The organism is Sphingobacterium sp. FBM7-1 (genome assembly GCF_020687765.1).
Classification (GTDB): domain Bacteria; phylum Bacteroidota; class Bacteroidia; order Sphingobacteriales; family Sphingobacteriaceae; genus Sphingobacterium.
In genome coordinates this window covers 221,563-243,268 of record NZ_JAJEWJ010000002.1, presented here as the reverse complement: position 1 = coordinate 243,268, position 21,706 = coordinate 221,563, and the positions used below count along the sequence as shown (strand labels likewise).

The window sequence follows — 21,706 nt, the reverse complement described above, 5'->3', positions numbered from 1 at the left end:
TAGTCCAAATGTCAAAGGAGACCTTATAATATTTTCTCCAGCTATTATATTATGTTGCCTCTAGGTGGTAGAAGCCGGTTTACAGCCTTTGCGGGCAAACCACAGAATGACGATATAACATACAAATGGCACCACGTATCCCATTTGTGTATTATCATCAGCTAAGTCAATAATCCCACCCGTAATATAGGGGAAGATTGCGCCGCCGACGATTGCCATGATTAGCCAAGATGAAGCTTGCTTGGTCTCTTTTCCTAAACCGGCAATTCCTAACGAAAAGATAGTAGGAAACATGATGGACATAAAGAAACCTAAACCACCTAAAGCATATAATACGACCATCCCTGACCCAAGTACCGCTACCGCCGCCAATGCGCCACAAACCAATGCATAAAGCGCTAATAAACGGTCAGCAGTCGTGTAACGCAATAAAAATGTTCCTACAAAACGTCCTCCCATAAACAGTAAGCCATAGATGCCTAAATAGTAACCCGCCGTTTTTTCGTCGACGCCGGCACCTTGTTGGGCCATCCGAATAAAAAAGCTCGTTACACACACTTGTGCGCCTACATAGAAAAACTGTGTAATTGCCGCGAACGCAAGATGCTTATGTCGAAGTACCGAAAACAGGCTCGTTTTCTCATTTTTCTCCGTTTCATTTTCAGCTTCTTTTATTTCGGGAAGTTTAACAAACATAAAAACTACCGCCACAAGCAGCAATATAAAGCCGAGTACAAAATACGGGGCTTTAACGGAAGCTGCTTCTTCCGTAAGATAAGCCAATCGCTCTGCTTCGGCCATTGCCTGAAGTTCGACGTCTGTATACGATTTACCAGATAAAATAAAAGCAGTTCCTACAATAGGTGCGACCATGGCTGCTAATCCATTGAAAGACGCTGCCAAGTTCAACCGATGAGTCGCCGCTTCTGGCTTACCCAAAATAGCCGCATAAGGATTCGCAGCGGTTTCCAATACCGCCAGGCCACATCCGATAATAAATAACGCTAATAAAAAGAGCTCGTACATGCGGTAATCCGCAGCGGGAATGAATAAGAACGCTCCGATAGCAAAAGCGATCAATCCCATGATAATAGACAATTTATACCCCCATCTACGCAAGAGATAACCTGCCGGAAGCGCCATGATAAAATAGGCTAAAAAAATTGACGTGTCTACTAAGGCGGATTGGCTGTTATCTAACTGACAGGCCTTCTTTAAGTGAGGAATTAAAACGCCGTTTAGGTTATGGGCCATCCCCCATAAAAAAAATAAGCTGACGATAAGCACGAAAGGGAGCAAATAGTTTCTGCCCCCTCCATTTGTAAGTTTTGCGTTTGTTTGTGTACCAAGTTCCATAAGTCGAATAGGTTAGGTTTCCATATTTTTGCGCTTCGCTAGCAAGATATGGTCTGCTACCAAAACTACTTCTCCATGTTGATTAATAATTTCTACGTGTTCAACCACGGTTCCGAATTCCGGTCTTTTTGCGTCCGATTTTTCGGAGATAGTCACTTCTGCATGTATGGTATCGCCAATAAACACCGGTTTCACAAACCGTAGGCGATCGTAACCCTTTGAAAATGCTTCGGGATTGATCACCGAAGCGGTGAGGCCGATACCGATCGAAAATATCATCGTGCCGTGGGCAATCCGTTGGCCAAAGGGTTGGGTTTTACACCATTCGGCGTCCATGTGATGTGGAAAAAAGTCTCCGGTATGCCCTGCGTGTACGACAAAATCGGTTTCGGTAATGGTGCGCCCGAGTGTCGTTCGTTTATCTTGTAAGATATAGTCTTCAAAAAAAATAGATTCAAAATGCATATTATGATCTGATAAATAAGTTAAGAATGATAAGGAATAGACTGCCCACCTCGCGCGCTGCTTTCATAAGCAGCTTCTACGACAGCCATCGTATGTATTACGTCTTCGACCGCCGCGGGCAATACTTTTATTTCACCTAGTTTAAAGCGCATTAAGCTTCCCATACTTCCGATGAAAGCGTCAGGAAACCACGTGCCCTCGATCGGAAATTCCACCCACTGCGGAGCGCTTCCGTCGGTTGGCTTAATACAATATTCAAACACATCGGGAACGCCGTGAGGATAGTCCATGAGCACCCCCATCGTGGCTTTGATAGCGCCTTTCGTCCCTTCCCATTTGATATAGCTTTCTTGGTGTTTCGGGCCGAAATCATGATCATGATTGGTATTGACAACAGCATGCAAGGTATCTCCGTAATCAAAAAGAAGCGTCGTCCGGCTGGACGATAGCTCTTTGGCGGGATGCTTCAATGTCTTTGCATATACCGAATGAGGATTCCCCAAAAACGAGCGGATCAGATCGATATAATGGACACTATGATACAAAATTTCTAAACGGGGATGCACCATTACATGTGGGAAAAGCTGCCATGGTGTATGTAAATTTACACGTACCTCCATGTCGTATACTTCACCGATATATCCTTGTTCAATAAGCCAACGTGCTGCATTAACGAAAGGTGCTTGACGAAGTTGACAATTGATGGCCGCTACTAAGTTCTTCCGTTGGCAGACTTCCAAAATAGCTTGGCTTTCCGGATAATAATCTCCCATTGGTTTTTGAATCAACACGGCGGCACCGTCTGGTAGGGCTTCCAACGTTTCGATAAACGTATTCGGCATAATCGTAATATCATATACGGCATTTTCGGGTGCTTGTGCAACTGCCTCTGAAACGCTATCGTAAACATTTGGGATCCCAAATTCTTGTGCTAAATCTTCCGCTCTGCTTTTCGTACGGTTTACAATACCATGTACATTGAACCCTGCTTTTCGGTATGCCGGTAGATGGGCATCTTTCACAATTCCTCCTGCGCCAATAATAATAATGGGCAGTGAAACTTGGGGTAACTTCGTTTTATAATCAATTGGGATCATATCCATTTGTTTATTTTTTCTTGTGCTTCGGTTAATAAGGACAGACTGCTTTGGCTACTTCGCACGGCGTTTGTAACCGTTTCGTCGATTATATGGGCAATCTGTGTCCAATTCGCCAATCTAGGCAACGTATGCGCTGTCTCGTGCAAAGCTGCGAGCTTGTTGTAGAAAGGAATGGATTGGTTGATTTCTTCATCCTGCCATGTCGAATACCGACACCCCACTCCTCCTGCTAATGTTAGTTGTTTATCGTTTTCTTTACTTACCGCAAAACGGATAAAGTCGTAAGCTAATGCGGCATGTTGGCTACCCTGCGCGATAGCATATAACCAATATACATTTAATGAAGGAGACATCTGTCCAGGTTTTGAAGGAATTGGAGCAATGTCCACTTTTCCCCTTACAGCTGATCCTTCATCAATCTGTGCCCAAGATGCAAAGCCAAACCAATTAACCATCATGGCGACCTCTCCCCGGGCAAAAGCCTGCCCGGCTTGGACAGATTCGTAGGCTGCGGACTGCGGATGCAGACCAGATTGGTTTTGAAACAATGCGCGATAAAAATCCAAGGCTTCTGCTGCCACGGGCTGGTTCAATTGGACGACTTTATCTCCATCGGTCAATTCTCCTCCGCGAGACCAGAGCTGGATACAAAAATCGAACACCGCGTTATGTCCATCTGGATAACCGGCAAATACAGTCCCGTATAGATTTTCTTCCGGTCTGGTAAAGAAATCGGCAACGGTCAGAAACTCTTCCCAAGTGGTCGGAACCTTTAATGGCTTTCCATGGAGTTCCTGAAAACGGGTCTGCTCATCCTTATTCTCAAATAAATCTCTCCGCACGACCAAGCATTCTGGGCCGTCATGAAAAGGAAGACCGTATATACGGTCCTCAAATTGCTGCAAGTTTGTAAGGCTGTCTGGCCAAGCATGGTCATAATCTTCTGGTGGGTTTTGTGCGATGAGATCATTTAAAACACGTAGTCCTTTTGACTCATAAGCCCGTGCTATCCAATCGGTATTGATATGCACAATATCCCAATCGCCGTTTTGCAGCCCCTGTTTTTCGAAAAATGCTTCTGTTAGCTGTTCTAAATCCAGAGGGACAAACTCCATCTCTACATTGGAAGGATACAGCTGTTGATAAGCCGACCAGCATTTCTCCAACGCTTGTTCGAAGGGATCAAACTTCCTGACAGCAAACCTTAATTTATTCATACAACTCTGCTAATATTTTTTCTGTATGCTCACCTAGTTTTGGTGAGCCTTTTCGTGAGCTCAATAACTCGCCGTCAATACGGATAGGGCAGCGGGTGGTTTTATATTCAAAATTATCCCCCATGTTAACTTCCTGCACCATCTCCAATACCTTAAAACCGTCATGCGCGGTCAGTCTATTCCAGTCCAACACATCCGCACACCATATATCGGCCGCCTCCAGAATGTTTAACCAATGCCCAGTTGGTTTAGTGACTAAATGCTCCATCAGCACTTTTTTAATCGTGTCACGCTCTTGAAATGCTTGTTCGCCATCTTCAAAATTTGCTAATGCAGGACATGCTAACAATTCACTCAAATAGGGAATAGATCCCATTGCAAGTGCGAGGTAACCATCTGCGGTACGATATACCCCATAGGGAGCAGCCAAATAGGCATGCGCATTACTTACTTCACTGCGCTGAGGCAATAAATGACCGTCTCGAAAATAGGTCGTTACCGCTTCAAACTGTATGTCTACTGCCGAATCGAGCATGCTCACATGCACATGTGCGCCTATGCCCTGTACGGCTCGTCGATATAAACAAGCTAAAATGGCACTGCACAAGTTACCTCCCGCAAACATATCTACAATTGATAAGCCCATTGGAACTGGCCCATTATCGGCATTACCACTAAGCCAAGTCATCCCTGTAAGCGATTGCAATAGCAGATCTTGCCCGGGTTGACCAGCCCATACTCCTTCTTTTCCATATCCGGAAATTTCGCCATAAACAACCGTCGGGTTTATATTTCGAACATGCGCATAATCGAACCCTAAACGTTCCATAACGCCCGGACGAAAATTATGTATCACTACATCCGCCTTGGCAATTAAGTCACTGATAACGCGACGATCTGCATCATTTTTAATATCTAAAACGATGCTTTCTTTATTTCTATTAATCGCGTGGAACACCGTAGATGTCCCATTTAATACCGTCTCGGATGTGTACAATTGTCGGCAGATATCACCTATGCCGGGCTTCTCTATTTTGATAACTCGAGCACCTAAATCTGCTAAACGGAGACTCGTTAAAGGGCCTGAGAGAAATTGACTGAAATCTATTACTGTATAACCTGCTAACGGCAACATATTAACGTCTCAAATAATCGTGTATAATTTTTTCGTTATCCTCGCCCGCTTTCGGCGCAGGCTTATCCACGTACAGATAATGGCCGTCGATCCCGAATGGGCTACGTGTAGTTTGTAAAGTCGTGCCATCCTGTAAAGCTATTTCTTGCAGCATTCCAGCTTGTACAAACCCTTGCTCTCCAAGGAAGGACTTATAATCAAGTACAGCGCCACACCAGATGCCTGCTGCATCTAACAACGCTACCCACTCTGTGGTTGATTTTGCGCGAAGCGCTAGTCCAAGCTCTTCCATAATTTGATCGCGCTGCGAAAACCAAGTGGATGGATCCTGATAGCAATCTTCGGGTAAGCCGATAAGAGTTCCAATTTTTTGTAAATCACCCATCGCTAGCGCCAGATAACCATCTTCGGTATTATACAATCCATATGGCGCACTTAAATACGCATGTCCGCCACCACGCACGGCTGATCGTTGCGGTAACTTACCACCATCATTGAAGTAGGTTGTGAGCACCTCGAATTGCATATCTAAGGCCGACTCCATAAGGCTCACCTCCACCAATACGCTTTCCTGTGTGCGAGCACGTTTGAGCAACGCTGCTAATATTCCCTGCGTGAGGTGTGTCGCACAATACATGTCGATCACCGCTAAACCGAATGGAACCGGACCGTCGCCCTTACTTCCCGAAAGCCATGAAAGACCTGATAACGATTGTACTAATAAATCTTGTCCAGGTTTTTTTGCCCAAGGACCTTCATTCCCATAACCGGTGACCACTGCGTAAATAATCTTCGGGTTAAGCGCTTTCACGCTATCGTAATCGAGACCGATTTTTTCCATCACTCCTGGACGAAAATTGTGGGTGATCACATCCGCTTTCTTGATTAATGCTTTGATATCTGCCAAATCCGCTGCATTTTTTAAATCTGCTGCGTAGGATTCTTTGTTTCGATTGATCGTATGGAAAACCAGACTACTTTCGTCTACAAAGATATTTTTAATGGCTATTTGTCTTCCTCCTTCACCTTTTCCCGGGCGTTCGATTTTCACTACACGTGCACCGAGATCGGCTAGTCGTAAACCAGCAGTTGGTCCCGCCATAAACTGCGAGAATTCCAACACCAATAAACCATCTAAAGGCTTGTTATCCATTGACATTTTCCCATGCTAATGATTCCTGATACATTTTATTAAGCTCTTCCAATACCGCAAGTTCATCCCCACCATTTTTTAAATAATTTACAACGATATCGCCAGCGTGGTCTTGAAAATAAAGATGTCCGTCGTAGCGTGGACGAAGGTAAGCGCGTTGCAACGTGGGCAAAGTATTCTTAAAATAATTTGCTGTAGCCGCATTAACATTTTCGTTTTCCCAAGCTTTTAAATGCCCCGGTTGCCCTCCTGTCTCCACATATAATGTTTGTTGTATTTCGGCTGAAGCCACAAAACGAGCATAATCCACCGCGACATCCAAATGCTTGCTTTGGGACGAAATAGCGAGCCCCGCACCTCCCAATGTGCTAATAAGCGGTGTACCTCCTTTTTCCATGGACACTAAATCATGAAAATGCAACAACTTTCTCGCGTATCCCGGTCTAGAATAATTGGAGTATCCATACGCAAATGGACAATAAACAATCTCGTCTTGTTGGGTCATATCCTCAAAAACCTTAAACGGATTTTTTGTGTAAAATCGTGGATCTATATGATCTGCAAGGGATTTAAAAAGTTTTAATACTGTCACGCCCGTTTGTGAGCTGACAACTTCATTGTCTCGTTGACAGGGTGATTCTCCCAATGAACAACAAAACATGTAAAAACTCATTAATACATCAATAGGTATGAGAGAAAATCCAACACGTCCTTTTTTTGCCAAGGCTAAAAGGTCTTCAAAGGTGCTCGGAACCTCCAAACCGAGTTCCTGTAAAAGATCTGGTCGACTTGCCGCCACTGGCGTTGCAGCATCTATCGGAAGCGCCCATTGTTTGCCTTCGAAGTTGTAACTCGCATAAGATTGTCCTACGCTATTTTCGCGTTGATCGGCTAAAAAAGCTTCTGGCAAAAAATCATCAAAAGGAATAACCATCCGTTCTGCGGCGGCATGTCCTGTCCAGGGATGATCGATAACCATCAAATCGTATTCCCGAGCTAAATCCGTTACGGATTTGTCTGCGAATTCTTGAAGGGAACGCTTTGTCCAAATGATTTCGACTTCCGGGTGTAACTCTTCATAACGCTGCGCTGTGGCAACCATCGGCACAAATCCTCTTGTATGCCCCCATGTAATCCCTTTCAGTTGGATTTTCTCTCTGTTCATGTATTAAAATTATTATTATTTCTCGTATTATCCGAATAAAGCTTATTTAATATATCCGATGTTCTGATCGAGTTGTGGATTATTATCTAATTCCGTAATACTAAATGGTAATCGATAATTGTGCTCCTCAAACACGTATGATACACCAGAAGGATTTTTCAACGTTGGTAATAAGGTATGTGCTATTTTCCAACGCTTTAGATCATTATAACGGTGTCCTTCTAAAGCAAACTCTATACGCCGTTCATGACGAATATACTCCCGAAGTTTTTCTTTCGTATTATATACAGCGCGATCGACGGCCGGCAGACCTACCGTGGTTCTTCCACGTACCAAATCGAGTTGCTCATATACCGTGTTAACCGCTCCATCCAATTCGTTAACGGCTTCTGCGTACATCAATAAAATATCCGCATAACGTAAATGGATATAATCCTGATCCGATTGGGATGCCGTCGCGGCTGTAAACGGTATACGGCGCAAATCTACCCATTTTTTGGTATGGAAACCGGTATAGGTATTGTAAATCGGCCCTGTTTCTCCCGTACTCGGATTTGTCCAAACGTCGCCCGGTAATCTTACTGTGGCATACAGTCGTGGATCACGGTTTTCATAAGGTTTAGCTGCATCGTATAGATCGGAATCAGCAGGACGTTTCCCGTCCTTCATTTCGTAATCGTCAACTAAGTTTTTGTAGGGTTGCATCAATGCATACCAGCCTAGCTCAATATCTAATCCGCCAGCCCCTGGACGCAGGCGGTGCACACTATTTGGCGCCAGATATTGGGTCGCGAACATAATCTCCCGATTTACCGAGGCTTTTGCTTGTCCGGTAGTCGTGAAAAGATCTTCGTAACTATCCGCCAAACCAAAATTGTTATCCGCAATAATTTCTGCTAGTAAAGTACGTGCTGCGCTCCAATTTTGCTGTGTCATATACACGCGCGCTTTGATTCCCTGGGCGCTGCCCTTGACGGCATGACCGGTATAGACCGCTTTTGGCAAATGGGCAATGGCAAAATCTAAATCTTCGTGGATAAAGGCATATACCTCCTCTTCAGAAGACTGGGGAATGCGCGCATCTTCCAATTTAGAAAAGAAATTGCGATAAACAACTACCCCTCCAAAAGATTGTACAAGATCAAAATATGCCAAGGCACGGAGAAAGCGCACTTCCGCTTTATAGACATTGACGGTTTCCTCTGGTAGACTAGCTTTGTCGACATTGTCTAAAAAATAATTCGCACTCGCTATTAATTTATAAGGCGTACTATACAAATTATCCATTACTCCGCCTAATCCAGGAGAAATAGCTCCAATCGTCATGGATCCCAAATTTGGTTGGGTATTGTTGCCTGGGTCTGGGAAAGCATTATCGGTCAAGGCATCGAAGTAGACCCTTTCATATCCCAAAAAATTCTCTTGTAGCCGGTAATATACACCTGCCAATGCTGTCTCTACATCAGTCTGGCTCTTCCAAAAAATTTCGCCGGACACACTATTTTCTGGATTTCTGTCTAAAAAATCCTTATTACAGCTTCCTCCTAACAAAATCATTGAGGCGGCCGCTGCGCATGTTAATATTTTAAAACCTTTCATGGTAAAAATTCCTTTAAATAAATCTTATGCTTTGTCGCACTTAAAATCTGATACTCGCTCCAATATTAAAGATTCTCGCTTGTGGATATTGCGCGTAATTTCCTGATGTCGATGCACGTTCTGGATCGGACCCTTTATAATCAGTAATCGTAAAGAGATTATCGGCAGATATATACACCTGCGCTCCTTTTAACTTCGCAGATTGAATCCAATCCGATGGTACATCATAAGAAAGCATGACATTTTTCAAACGCAAATAGGTCGCATCACGCAAATAATACGTTGACCCTTTGTAATTGGCAACGCCCTGGTAGCCCGCCACGTATATTCCCGGAAGCTCATTACTTCTGTTTTCTGGTGTCCAGGCATTTCTCCACTCCGTCGTCGGTGCAGTACCCTGCATAAACGGGTCAATCCCCCAGTTCTCCACTCTATTTTTCAACCCGTTCACGCCTTGGAAAAATGCGCTTAGATTAAAGTTTTTGTACCCTACGTTCATTCCAAAAGAATATGTATATTTCGGATAAGCTCCATCAACGACGACACGGTCATTCGCATTTACGACACCGTCCCCATTGACATCTTTCATTTTCAGATCACCTGCTTGTGGATTGGGGTTTAGCTCGTGTGAAGGCACGTTAGCACCAGGAAGCACATCTTCTTCCTGGAAAATACCGTCCCATACATACAAGTAATGTGCGTCATAAGCTTGTCCCACTTCTTTTATACGTGTTCCATAACTCGGTACGCGAATATGTAAAAGTTCATTACGGGCAGTAGATATCATTGCGTTAACACTATAACTCACCTCACCTATACGGTTATGATGCGCTAACGCCAGTTCAATTCCTTTATTACGCATTTTCCCATCATTAGTAGTCGGCTTTCCTAACCCTAAGCTTGCCGGCACCGGTTGTTCCGCCAAGATATTATAAGCCGTTTTATTAAACCAATCGAAGTTTACTTCCAACAATCTATTTTTCAAAGCAAAATCGAACCCGAGGTTAAATATGCTCGTAGACTCCCAACGCAAACTTTGGTCACGAAATACATTCACAACTGCACCGGAACTCAACTGCTCATTATCAAAGGAATAGTAGATATCGCGGATATCTAAGTTATTTTGGTATAAATAGGTTCCGATATCTTGATTACCCAAAATACCATAGGATGCACGAAATTTCAACTGAGAAGCCCAAGGCATTATCTCTTGTACAAAGTCTTCCTTAGATGCCATCCATGCCCCAGAGAACGAAGGGAATACTCCCCAACGATATTCTGGAGATACCTTAGAAGTTCCATCATACCGAAGATTGGACTCTACAAAATATTTTTCTTTGTAATTATAGCCTACTCGACCGAACACAGACTGTAACGCCCATTCAGCTGGTGTGATTACTCCCGGCAGCCGTGGATGACTGAAATATAAAGTTTCGCCAGACGGCAAATACCCCGTGATGTCCTGCAAATCAGGATAAACACTGGATGTTCTCCGTCCACGAAGACTCTGTGTACGGTAAGACACCTGCTCATAACCGGCTAATGCAGAAAAATTATGATCGCTACCAAACTGTGTATTATAGTTTAAAACAGAGTAAATCGTCGGAGTCAACGTCTTGGCATATTGATCAGTAACCCCAACTATATCAGGTCCGAATGTCGATCGCTTGTAATCGCCTGTTACTGCATCACGCTCCTGCAATAAAAAAGCATCATAAGGAACTTGATGCATTTTATAATATTGGTCTTCGTAATTGACCGCAAATTTCGTTGTCCACGTTAAATCTTTGAAGGGAGTAATATCAATAAAAGCTTGGGCATTTACGCGGTAATCCTTTGTATACTGATTTCCCATCGCATAATATTCTTGAGGATTACGGTTCCGTCCTTCTCCTTCGTAAGCTTTAGAAACTACTCGACCGCTACCATCGGGCAAGAAAGCTCCATATAGTGGCCCTGCGGCATAGATCGCCAACGCCATGTTCTCGCCGGTAAAAGGTGGTTCTTTACGATCGCGATACGTTGCATTCACGATAGTCCCTACTTTTACATAATCTGAAAGCTGATTCGTATAATTTAATAAAGCATTATAACGTTTGAAATCGTAGCCTTTAATCATGGCTTTCTGATCTAGATAGCCTAAAGAAATATTAAAGGTATTTTTCTCTCCTCCTCCGTTGATCGATAGGTTATGGTCATGTACCGTGGCCGGATTAATATAATAATCTACGGCATCAAAGTTCGGATATTGTGTACGATCCGTAGCATTACGATAGGCTTCAATCTGATCCTCTTCAAATCTAAATGAAATCCCTGATCGACTTGCGGCCTCGTTATACATTTCCATATACTCTGCCGAATTGGTAATAAAATCAGGCAAAGCAGTTGGAGTATGGCGGCCGACATTCACCCGGTAATTGACCGATGTCGCTCCTCTTTTACCACCTTTGGTCGTAACCAAGATTACGCCATTCGCTGCTCTAGAACCATAGATTGCTGCCGAAGACGCGTCTTTTAAAACCGTTATATTTTCTATATCACCAGGAGAGAGAGATTCCAGCGAACCGGTTACCCCATCAATTAATACCAACGGCCCAGTACTCCCACCAAAACTTCCACGCCCTCTTATTAAAAGATTTGGATTGTCCCGTCCTGGCTCACCGGAAGGTTGTGTTACCTGCAAACCAGGGATTCTACCTTGTAGCATATTCGCTGCGTTCGGCACTGGCCGTTCGTTCAGCGTTTTCCCGTCTACGGTAGCTAAGGATCCCGATACATTGGATCGCCGCTGGACGCCATATCCTACCACCACGACTTCATCTAAAGTAGATTGATCCGTATCCAATACGACGTTTAGTACCGCATCTTCGGTAACCCGGATAGTTTTGGGTTCGTATCCGATCGACGAGAAAACTACATTCCCAGCAGCTGCCAAGCGAATGGAAAAACGACCATTTTGATCGGCAGATGCTTCTGCTCCACCATACAAAATAGTAGCGCCTGCTACTGCTGTACCATCTGCTGATAGCACTTGACCACTGACATTAATAAATTCCTGTTTATACTCAAAAGCACTGTCAGCCTTACCGAGTACAGGGACAGCTAAGCACCACGTTGTAGCACATGTTGCATACAAAAGCCATCGTTTTTTTGGTGTTACCATAATTGATTTGTTTATAATTCACTACTTTTTGTCCATTCTCGCATAATAAAAACAGACGATATAATATTCAAATATAAATACATAATTTGAATATAAAAATGTTTTCATTGTTTTTTTGCCGGAGAAAGACTGTTGTTCATCCAAATAGTTTTATATCTTTAACAGTTATCCCTAAATATTATATTATGTCCAACAGTTTCGATAAATATAGAGCGCCCGCCTTAGAGAAAGGGCTTGAGATTATCGAATATTTAGCGTTACAACCTGCGCCGCAATCACAATCGGAAATCGCAAGTGGCCTAAATAGAAGCCCGAATGAAATTTATCGTATGTTAGCCTCCCTGGAAACACGGGGTTACATCCTCCGAGATCCGATCTCTTCTAAATATGCGCTTACGCTCAAACTATATTACCTTTCTCATCGACATTCTTACATTGAAAAACTACGATCGGCCTCTTTACAGCCAATGAAACAGACCTCATTAGAGATACAGCAACCTTGCCATCTGGCGGTAATATTTAATGACAAGGTGCTCGTTGTGGCCTACAGCAAAAGCCCGCGCCCCATCGCAGTAATGATTGAGGAAGGTAATTTGTATAACATTTTGACCACTGCGTCTGGGAAAATATTACTTAGTTTTTTAGAGGAAAACGAACGCAGTAATATTTTGATGAACAATGAACAATATCAGCGGTTCTCCGACAAACAACAAATACAATTTGAAAATGAACTTCGACAGATAAAAAAACAAGGCTATGTAGAGATGTCGAGTACTTATGCACAGGGCATAGTGAACTTTGCTGTGCCCATAGGTGATACTTCCGGCGCTATCACAGCTTGCTTAACGGTCTCCAAATTGCTTCTCGTACAAGATGAAAACACCGTTTCTCACCAAGAGATTATTGCGACCATGAGGAGGTGCAAAAAAGAAATAGAAGGGAACCTTGGCTTAGCTTCCCTTCCTAAGATACAATGATGGCGCTTATTTCAGCTGTTCATATTCTAACGATGCGAGGATAAAGGTTCCGATCGCCTTTCCTTCATTCTCGACGACTGTCACATCTTTTCCTGCTAGGTAATAATTGATGGTCCCCGTACGAGATTGGTCTTTAGCAGGACCTAACCCGGCCGAAGCACAGCTCTGTATAATGTCAACTCGGTTGCCGTCCGGATTGTCACGCAAGAATGCTGTTAGAATTCCCCGATAGGCTTTCTCTGCGACGGAACGGTACGATTTCTGGTCTAGCACACCTAATCGCAGACCTTTTAAATAAGCATAGGTGAAAATACAAGAGGCCGAGGATTCTAAGTAATTCGCCGCATCTCCCACGTTATAGACTTTGTCTCCAACGCGATCACCCTGACCGTCGGCGGTCATACTGCCATCGTACTGTAACAGTTGATACCATAGTCCAGACTCTTTGTCTTGCCAACGTTTAAGCCCAGCGGCCACTTGATTGGTAATCTCTACTAAATCTGCATGAGCGTTGTGCTCTTTTGGAAAAAACTCCAGCACATCCACCAATGCAGCGAAATACCAACCCATACCGCGCGCCCAAAACTCAGGGCTAGCGCCTAGATAAGGAGCTGCTGCGTTCGCCCAAAACGAGTTAGAATCAAGCGGAGTGGCCGACCAAGCGTGGTAGTTGAGTTGCTTTTCGGCATTGTAGGTCTTCTCATGGATCGTTAAAAATTGCAAGGCGATATCATCCCAGCTGGCCATTTGTTCCGACGCGTTCGCTTTCCCGAAAGTATGTTCCCACTGGGCATAGATCGGAGATCCCATGTAAAGCCCATCTAACCACATTTGATTCGGATATATAGCTTTGTGAAAAAATCCTCCAGCACCCGGTAAGTCTTCCGCGATCCTGGAATGTTTATATTTGAGCGTATTTCGTATCAAATCGACCGCATTTTTATAACGTTCGGCGTCCTTAGTATTGCCTTTTCGCAATTCCTCTTCATATAGGGTAAAATAGATACGCCCCGCCGGCAAATCGTCAATATTACTCGGACGCAGTGCTGATCCTCCTTTGCTATTAAGAATCATAGTCCCGTCTTCATTCAAGTTCAAATCCGCAAACGCTTTTACCGACTCGTAATATGCTATTTGCTCCGGATAACGTTTCCAGGTTTCCAGCACCGCACCGGCGACAAGTCCGGATACGTAGTCCCACCCCGTTGAATCCAGTGTGGATTGATAATGCCTGTTACAATAAAAATCACCCAATCCGTGGGATTCTACCATTTTCTGTGACCATATTACCGGATTATCTTCACTTTGCTTACCACATGCAATTAATAAAAAAGGCAGTATGGTTAGTATAAAATACTTTTTCATGTTATGCTACTTATCAAATATCCTCTAAAATACAATAAACTTTCTTTTTCCGTTGTAACATCCTGGCGATAGTCTCTTCTATTACCGGAAGACTATATATAATAGCAGCATGACAACAAATAACACTCCCCATGCCCATTTGACGCGCAAAGTTGGCTTTTCCATCTGAAGCTGAAACGCGGTTTCATTTTCTTTTTCGTAGCTCGACTTAGGCACAACTAGGGATATAAGAATACCTAATACCAACAAAATGACGAATAAATAAAAAGATAGCATCAGGTAATGCGGCCAAAACGTATAGACATCTTTCGGGAATACCCATAGATAACAGACGCCCGTGCCTAGACTAAGGACCGCCCCAAAAGTCAGCAGTGTATTAACAGCTGCCTTATTAGTACGTTTCCACAGAACCGCCATCAAAAAGATGACGGCGAGCGGTGGTGCAATAAAACCTAAAATGGATTGGAATACATCGAATAAGTTTAGGCCTTTTATTTGATCGATTGCGATGGCTACCAATACGGCCAGTACACATCCTACAACAATCGTATAGCGCCCTACCTGCGTTATTTTTTTACTATCAGCATTAGGATTAACATGCTTTAAGTAGATATCCATCGTATAAACCGTTCCCAAAGAGTTAAGTGACGAGCCGATCGTACCTACGAGTACAGCAATTAACACCACGATAATCAAACCATTTAATCCAGTGGGAAATAAATTCGTTACCATCGTCATGTAAGCCAGCGAAGGATCGTCCAATCCCGGAAATAGGATATAACATATAATACCTGTTAAAATAAACAGTGGTAGTGAAAGGATTTTTAACCAAGCAATGAAATTTACCCCCAGTTGGCCCTGCTCTAGATTCTTTGCCCCTAAAACGGATTGAACCATTGCCTGATCTGTGCAGAAGAAGGCAATAGCCGCAACAGGATAGCCCAACGCAATGGCATACCACGGATAATCGGGGTCGCCTGCGGGCTTAATCAAAGACCAGTATCCCTGAGGCGTGCTTTCGAAGAGCGTCCCTATTCCTCCTATTTTCGACAATCCTAGAAAGGTTAATAAAGCGGACACAATGATCAACAAAATCATCTGAAAAATATTAATCTTCGCCACGGTTCGGAGACCACCGGTATAGGCAAATAAACCTGCTAATGCGACCAGAAAGATCACCGATTGCCACATTGGGATACCTAAAATTTGACGGACTAAGAAACCTCCGGCAAAGAGACCAAGAGATAACCATGATATCATCATTTTTACCAGCGAATACCATGCTAAAATCGTCTGCGTATCCGATCCGTATCGTTTCCCCATAAATTCAGGGAGGGTGCGCACACCAGAGGATAAATAACGTGGTGCAAATACGACAGCCAGCAAGAAAAGAAATACAAAAGCATACCAGTCAAAATTTACCGCAACGATTCCTGTAGTGTAGCCTACAGTGGCGAAAGCTAACAACATGGAAGGGCCTACATTGGTTGCCCACATATTGAAACCAATACTATACCAACTTAGGGATTTCCCGGCCAGGAAGTGCTCGGCCCCTTCCGCATTTTTGCGCGATGAAACAAGCCCTATGACAATGAGAGCAATGAGGTATACGACTACGATTACATAATCGTATATCGTCAATTTGTCTAACAGGTTGTTCATGTTATCCTTTACAAGTTTACGCCGTATTTTGCTAATAAGTCATTCGGACGAACGGGCTTACCCGTAGACAATGACTCATCCATTGCCTGCAGTAACGCAATTGTTCCAATTCCTTCTTTCATGTCGGGGAATGCAGGAGCACCTTCTCTAATCGCTTTGGAAAAATGTTCGAGATAATTTTGATATTCGCCAGCGTGGTGACTCTTTCCTTCGAAGCGGAAATAATGTTTAAGTTTGTGTTCCCATGTCAGCATTCTTTCCTCTCCTGTACGGTCGGTAATAGCGTAGCGCAGGTCCATGTAGTCGGCCTGGCTACATCCTTCGGTACCGCGTAGAATACAACTCATCTCGCTATCCCGGGTAACTGGCTGCACAGGTCCTGTGTAGGCGCCGCTAACACGGGCTACTCGGCCATCTTCTGCCTTCAGGATAAAATGCATGGTATCCGCATTTTGCAAACCGCCTTTACGACCGTTTGCGCTAAGCATCCCATATCCCATCACTTCCTCAATATTAGGAAGGTACCAGCGGATAAAGTCAACCGGATGGCTCAAACCTCCGTACAGCCATTTAAAAGAGGATTGTAAAGACCAAGGTTTCTCCAAAAACCACCGATGATCTGCGTGGTAATAACCCTCAATTGTAATTAAATCTCCGATCAAGCCGGCATCAAAGTCTGCCCGCTGTTTTTTCATGGGTTCAAAGAATCTGGAACTCTGCCCAACAAAGACCCGCTTGCCCGTACGCTCAGCTAAAGCCAACAATTCGTTCGCATCGGCTAAGTTATCGATAAAAGGTTTGGTACAGATAACGTGTTTATCGTGTTCCAATGCTTGTTTAATATGTGTAGCATGTAGATGATCGGGCGTGTAAATCGCAATAGCTTCAATAGCTGGATTTGTGAGCATATCTTCATAGCGATTTGTATACGCATGAAAATCGAATTCTTTCATTCGTTTACGACCTAAATCCTCGTTTAAGTCACAAATTTGCACTAAATCGATATATTCGCTTTGCAGCGCACCCGACATGGTACTTCTGCCTTCGCCTAGCCCCAGAATACCTAATCTTAATTTCTCCATTTTTCTGTTATCTCTTATAAAAAATCCATGTTTCATTATCCGCAGTCCCGGAGATCCCCTCTTGATATGTACCCATCAATTCGTTCCATTTCAAAACTCTTGGATTGTCTTTCGTCGTGAGTGCGTCTATTTCTGAAAAGTCTTTTCCCTTAGGAAAAGAAATATACAATAATAATTGTCTACCGCTTCTATACAGCAACACCTCTTGAAACCGTGCATTACAGAAACCAGCGGCAACTTCCGGCCATTCGTCAAACTGCTTTTCATGATAAGCGAAATATTCGGCTTGTTTTGATTCATCTGCTACCAATTGTGTTGTTAGCAATACAAAATCTACGTCATCCGATTTCTTTGTAACGGCGCAATGTTGCTGATCGAATGTATAAAACACATCGTTAAATATCTTTACAGACAGCTCCGGGAAATTGGCAATCATGGCACTTGTTAATTTCTTCGCCATTTCGTCGTCCGTCATTAGCAACAGATAATCCCCCCAATTATAAATTTCCGCTTGAGCAATGCCCTGTCCCTCCGCAAAAGTCGAAAACGCTTCCTTAGAAAAGGATTTTTTGGGATCATAAACCTGCACAAATACCGGTTTAGCAAAAGGAACGTGTTGATTAAATGTGTATCCATCTTTGACCGGTTGCTTCCAACGGAGCAAATTCCGATACGGTTTTTCTAAACCTGCATTAAGTGCTTGCTTATCCGTTTCCGGACCATTGTTTTTCCAAATTACTCCCGGCCCGTTTGCGTTTTTTAATATTTTGTTTTCGGGGAACCAGTTGTTGGTAACATCCATATAAGCCGATCCCTCATCGGTATACAGATAAAACCAATGGTCAGGAATATGGGCATAAGGAGATACATAGATACTGTCAATCTCGTTGTTCCTTATTTTTGTACCAGGCTGTGCGGAGAGTGTATAAATACCAGCAACATCGTACATGAATTTACCATAGCGGGTGATTCTATTCCGTTCCACAGTATTATTTTTCATACTGTTAATCGTCGGGGTCCAACCCCAACCTAAACTGATTCCGGAATAAGCAACGTCGCTGATATCATTGTGCGAAATATCAACACCACGTACGAACCCGGCGCCGATCCCTACGGCACCCCAATCTTCATTAGCTGTATTATGGATCAAGTTATTCCGAACGACAACGTCCCGGGTGAGCTGCCTTTCATCTTTAGGGTCGTAAGGTAAATGTGCTTCGAACTGATCATCTGAAAAAGTACCGATAAGCACCGCGTTTCCGCCGATATCGTAAAAGGAATTACCTTCCAAACGATCTCGATAATTTCCCGCATAAAAATCAAACCCAGTTGATGCTAGATGACGAAACCCACAACCTGTAAAATGTACATATTGCGTATTTTTAAGCACCACTGCGCTGGCCGGCCGGCCTACCCATCCCTGATTTTCCAGTCCTTTCTTATCTGGTGTTCCTGGCTTACTTAATTTGTAAGCTTCATGAAAATACATACCTGCTTGCAACGCCACATGTCCGTGTGTGTTCGGTCGAAACCAAGCCGCATGTTCAAAAGATAAATTTTCTACCTCTACATGCGCAACGGGGTACTCAAGCGTTCCCTCAATGGACAAAATAGTTTCCAAATAAGGGAAGATAACATCTGCTTGTTCTAGATCCTCACCCGCTCGCTTGAAATAATAAACTTTCCCTGCGTCTTCATCTAGAAACCATTCGCCCGGCTTATCTAAAAATTGAAGTGCGTTCACCAGACGGAAGGCAGAATTTCCAGATTCCTTAGATAACCAAGGCTTGGGCCAAGGATGTTCACTTTGTATTTTACTTTCTGGTTGAAAGAAATAGAGTTCGATACTGTCTTTATGAACGATAGCATCTTTTACGCGCAACTGCGCGATCGCCCACCATTGATGGATAAAGAACTCCATACCCGGCACGAACTTAAAATCGTTGAATACGTTTGGAATAACCGCCGTTTGCTTCGTGAAATTCCAATCTAATATTCGTGGTAGCTCCATATCCCCGTGGCTTTCCGCACGAACCGCTTTATTACCGTTTACCCAAAGCTGACGGAAGTTTACGCGTTTTCCGCCAACTTTGGGTGCATCGGCAACATAAATATGTTTCGCTACCGCCGAAGGTATATGCTTGTGGTTTCCTAATTTCTTCCAGCCGTCGATCGATCTTCCACCGGAGAATACTACATTTCCCGCTAATGGACGTATCCGTGTCGGGCTAGTAGCGGTACCACTATCTTCCGGACGGAGCCGAATCGTTTGCTCGGGGAAATAAACACCTGGCTTAATCCAAATATTTATACCCTCAGAAATACTTGGATCATTTAATCGACGTAGTTCCCTGGCGTGCCGAATAGCATCTTCCAGAGAATGGTGCGGATGTGCTTCCGAACCATCGCTACGCGTTTGTCCTTCATTTTTCCCTACGTAAATGTCTGCGGCGCTTACTGAAAAAGCGGCGCAAAGCATTCCGATCAACCAAACGATTTTCCTAGTTATATTCATGTTTTGTATTAATATCCATTATTTTGTCCAAACTCTAATGGATTGGTAATTACGTCTAAAAATTGCTGTGGAATAGGCCGATTTACGTGATACGGTTGCATTGTCGTAATATCTTTATTATAGGCTTGCACATAGTTGTATAATTTACCCGTCCGTTTCAAATCAAACCATCTGATATGTTCTCCACAGAGTTCTCTGCCACGCTCTTCCAAAATAAAATCGATATCCAAATCACTTTCGGTTATCAACATATCATTTTCCTTACCAGCTACAGCGGCTCTTTCACGCAATACATTCATTAGATCCTTTGCTAATGTCTTATTGCCCCCCCCCATCAATGTCTCTGCTTCTGCTGCGATAAGATACATTTCTGCCAACCGCATAACAATCACATCTTTAGAGCCTACATTCGAACCTGCTTCTGGCAAATCCGGATCATCATACTTCATCAGTGCTGGAAAGTGTACATTAAACCGCGCGTTGGTTGATACACGTTCCCCATCATAGGTGTCGTCAATATCGACTAAAGCATAGGGAAGATCTCTTTTTTCGCCCGTCACTTTTTTCTTTGTAAATCGAAGTGCTAAATCTCCTCGATTCAATTGGGTACCCGCCAAACTGTCAGGCTTCTCAAATGCTGCAAGATCATCAGCTTTCCAGGTATAACTATCCACGTTTAGATAATAATCTTCCCGGAACCAATCACGATAACGTCTGTCTACCTCTTCATCGTAAAGCTCCAGCAAATGTCTGGTAGGCATTAGACACATACCTGATTGCGAATTACGGTCGGCACCATACTGCAGGTCACGTACCATCCCCGCTTTTTCGGAATATTTCGCTTTGAACCAAATATGAAGTCTATTCGGATTATTAGGCTGTGGATTCAAGGAATTAATGGTAGAATGCGTAATAAAAAACATCGCCTCTTTGTTGTTTTTATTATTAGCTGGACGAAATACTTCCTCTGGCGTATCATAAAGACTCACTTGTAATGCTGCTTGGTTATTAATTACATATTGGGCGGCCTCCGATGCCATTCTGTAATACTTATCTTTTTCCGACGTAGCAGACTCGTAAGCTACTCGCGTCAAAGCAACTCGTGCTTTTAACCCATAAGCCGCTTTCTTAGTTGCGCGTCCTTGGTCAGTAGCTGGAATCGGTTGAACCGGCAAATTTGCGATCGCTACTTCTAAATCACTCAACATTAAATCGTAAAATGCGAGCTCAGGAGAACGTTGTGCTGTAAGTACTACCGCTTTTGTTTCTTCTGTGCGCAAATCGATATCACCGTACTGCTCTACTAAGTGCCAATACGCATATGCGCGTAAGAAAGATAGCTCCCCAATACGAGCTTTCTTTTCTTCCTCATTTGTAAACGAAACATCCCCAATACGCTCCAAACCGGCGTTACAGTAGTTTACAATTTCGTAGAACCGATTCCAGGTATTTCTTATCTGTCCAGTTGTGGCTACTAAACCATCATATTTTGTCATTTGTCGACCATAGCCGGTATTAGCGATATTAATCCAAAGATCGGTACCTCCTTCGGTTAACATCAAGATGTCTTCCCGACCGTAAAATTGGGAACCGAAATACACGTACGCTGAATTTACCAGTGCATTAATACCATTTTCCGTTGAAAACACGACCTCTGCAGTTGTTCCTCCAGGATTATTTTCTTCTAAAGTACAGCCTGCTAGTGTACTAACTAAGCCTATTCCTATAATATATTTATATATTTTTCTCATG

At 43.4% G+C, this 21,706-nt stretch carries 15 protein-coding genes; 1 reads left to right on the top strand and 14 read right to left on the bottom strand.

The genetic code is table 11. The annotated features are described in order from the left end of the window. Positions 1–60 precede the first annotated feature (60 nt). Genes fucP through LKO28_RS05530 form a run of 9 tightly spaced genes read right to left on the bottom strand, consistent with a single transcriptional unit; the run spans position 61 to position 12,353 of the window. Positions 61–1,356: an L-fucose:H+ symporter permease gene (fucP, locus tag LKO28_RS05570; RefSeq protein WP_227693718.1), complete on the bottom strand. Its 1,296-nt coding sequence runs from the start codon at positions 1,354–1,356 to the stop codon at positions 61–63. 12 nt (positions 1,357–1,368) lie between these two features. Beyond that, the gene (locus LKO28_RS05565) at positions 1,369–1,821 is read right to left on the bottom strand and encodes a MaoC/PaaZ C-terminal domain-containing protein (protein WP_227693717.1); all 453 of its coding nucleotides are present in this window, start codon (positions 1,819–1,821) and stop codon (positions 1,369–1,371) included. 20 nt (positions 1,822–1,841) lie between these two features. Then, on the bottom strand, positions 1,842–2,924 hold the full coding sequence (locus LKO28_RS05560; RefSeq protein WP_227693716.1) for a Gfo/Idh/MocA family protein: 1,083 nt from the start codon (positions 2,922–2,924) through the stop codon (positions 1,842–1,844). Beyond that, positions 2,915–4,138 (bottom strand): extracellular solute-binding protein, encoded by a 1,224-nt coding sequence (locus tag LKO28_RS05555; RefSeq protein WP_227693715.1) that lies wholly within the window; start codon positions 4,136–4,138, stop codon positions 2,915–2,917. Before LKO28_RS05555 ends, LKO28_RS05560 begins: the two co-directional genes overlap by 10 nt. Then, positions 4,131–5,273, bottom strand: a complete 1,143-nt coding sequence (locus LKO28_RS05550; RefSeq protein ID WP_227693714.1) for a CaiB/BaiF CoA transferase family protein — start codon at positions 5,271–5,273, stop codon at positions 4,131–4,133. The genes LKO28_RS05555 and LKO28_RS05550 overlap by 8 nt, the downstream gene beginning before the upstream one ends. 1 nt (position 5,274) lies before the next feature. Continuing rightward, entirely contained in the window at positions 5,275–6,432 is a 1,158-nt protein-coding gene (locus LKO28_RS05545) for a CaiB/BaiF CoA transferase family protein (RefSeq protein WP_227693713.1), read from the bottom strand. Beyond that, positions 6,419–7,591 carry an ABC transporter substrate-binding protein gene (locus LKO28_RS05540; RefSeq protein WP_227693712.1) on the bottom strand — a complete coding sequence of 391 codons (1,173 nt, stop codon included), beginning with the start codon at positions 7,589–7,591 and terminating at the stop codon, positions 6,419–6,421. Before LKO28_RS05540 ends, LKO28_RS05545 begins: the two co-directional genes overlap by 14 nt. Positions 7,592–7,633: 42 nt before the next feature. Beyond that, positions 7,634–9,190, bottom strand: coding sequence for a RagB/SusD family nutrient uptake outer membrane protein (locus tag LKO28_RS05535; RefSeq protein WP_227693711.1), 1,557 nt, complete (start codon positions 9,188–9,190; stop codon positions 7,634–7,636). Between the two features lie 40 nt (positions 9,191–9,230). Further along, complete coding sequence (locus LKO28_RS05530) at positions 9,231–12,353, bottom strand: SusC/RagA family TonB-linked outer membrane protein (protein WP_227693710.1); 3,123 nt, start codon at positions 12,351–12,353, stop codon at positions 9,231–9,233. A gap of 185 nt (positions 12,354–12,538) precedes the next feature. Between LKO28_RS05530 and LKO28_RS05525 the strand changes: the two genes are divergently transcribed. Next, positions 12,539–13,330: an IclR family transcriptional regulator gene (locus LKO28_RS05525; protein ID WP_227693709.1), complete on the top strand. Its 792-nt coding sequence runs from the start codon at positions 12,539–12,541 to the stop codon at positions 13,328–13,330. Between the two features lie 6 nt (positions 13,331–13,336). Here the strand turns inward: LKO28_RS05525 and LKO28_RS05520 are convergent, their stop codons facing one another. The 5 genes from LKO28_RS05520 to LKO28_RS05500 form a co-directional block, all read right to left on the bottom strand. Further along, positions 13,337–14,695, bottom strand: a complete 1,359-nt coding sequence (locus LKO28_RS05520; RefSeq protein ID WP_227693708.1) for a glycoside hydrolase family 105 protein — start codon at positions 14,693–14,695, stop codon at positions 13,337–13,339. A gap of 81 nt (positions 14,696–14,776) precedes the next feature. Further along, positions 14,777–16,357: a sodium:solute symporter family transporter gene (locus LKO28_RS05515; RefSeq protein WP_227693707.1), complete on the bottom strand. Its 1,581-nt coding sequence runs from the start codon at positions 16,355–16,357 to the stop codon at positions 14,777–14,779. A gap of 8 nt (positions 16,358–16,365) precedes the next feature. Further along, complete coding sequence (locus tag LKO28_RS05510) at positions 16,366–17,439, bottom strand: Gfo/Idh/MocA family protein (protein WP_227693706.1); 1,074 nt, start codon at positions 17,437–17,439, stop codon at positions 16,366–16,368. 7 nt (positions 17,440–17,446) lie between these two features. Beyond that, entirely contained in the window at positions 17,447–19,954 is a 2,508-nt protein-coding gene (locus LKO28_RS05505; RefSeq protein WP_227693705.1) for an L-rhamnose mutarotase, read from the bottom strand. Positions 19,955–19,962: 8 nt separating this feature from the next. Further along, a complete protein-coding gene (locus LKO28_RS05500) occupies positions 19,963–21,705 on the bottom strand; it encodes a RagB/SusD family nutrient uptake outer membrane protein (protein WP_227693704.1) in 1,743 nt (580 codons plus the stop codon). Between the last annotated feature and the right edge of the window lies 1 nt (position 21,706).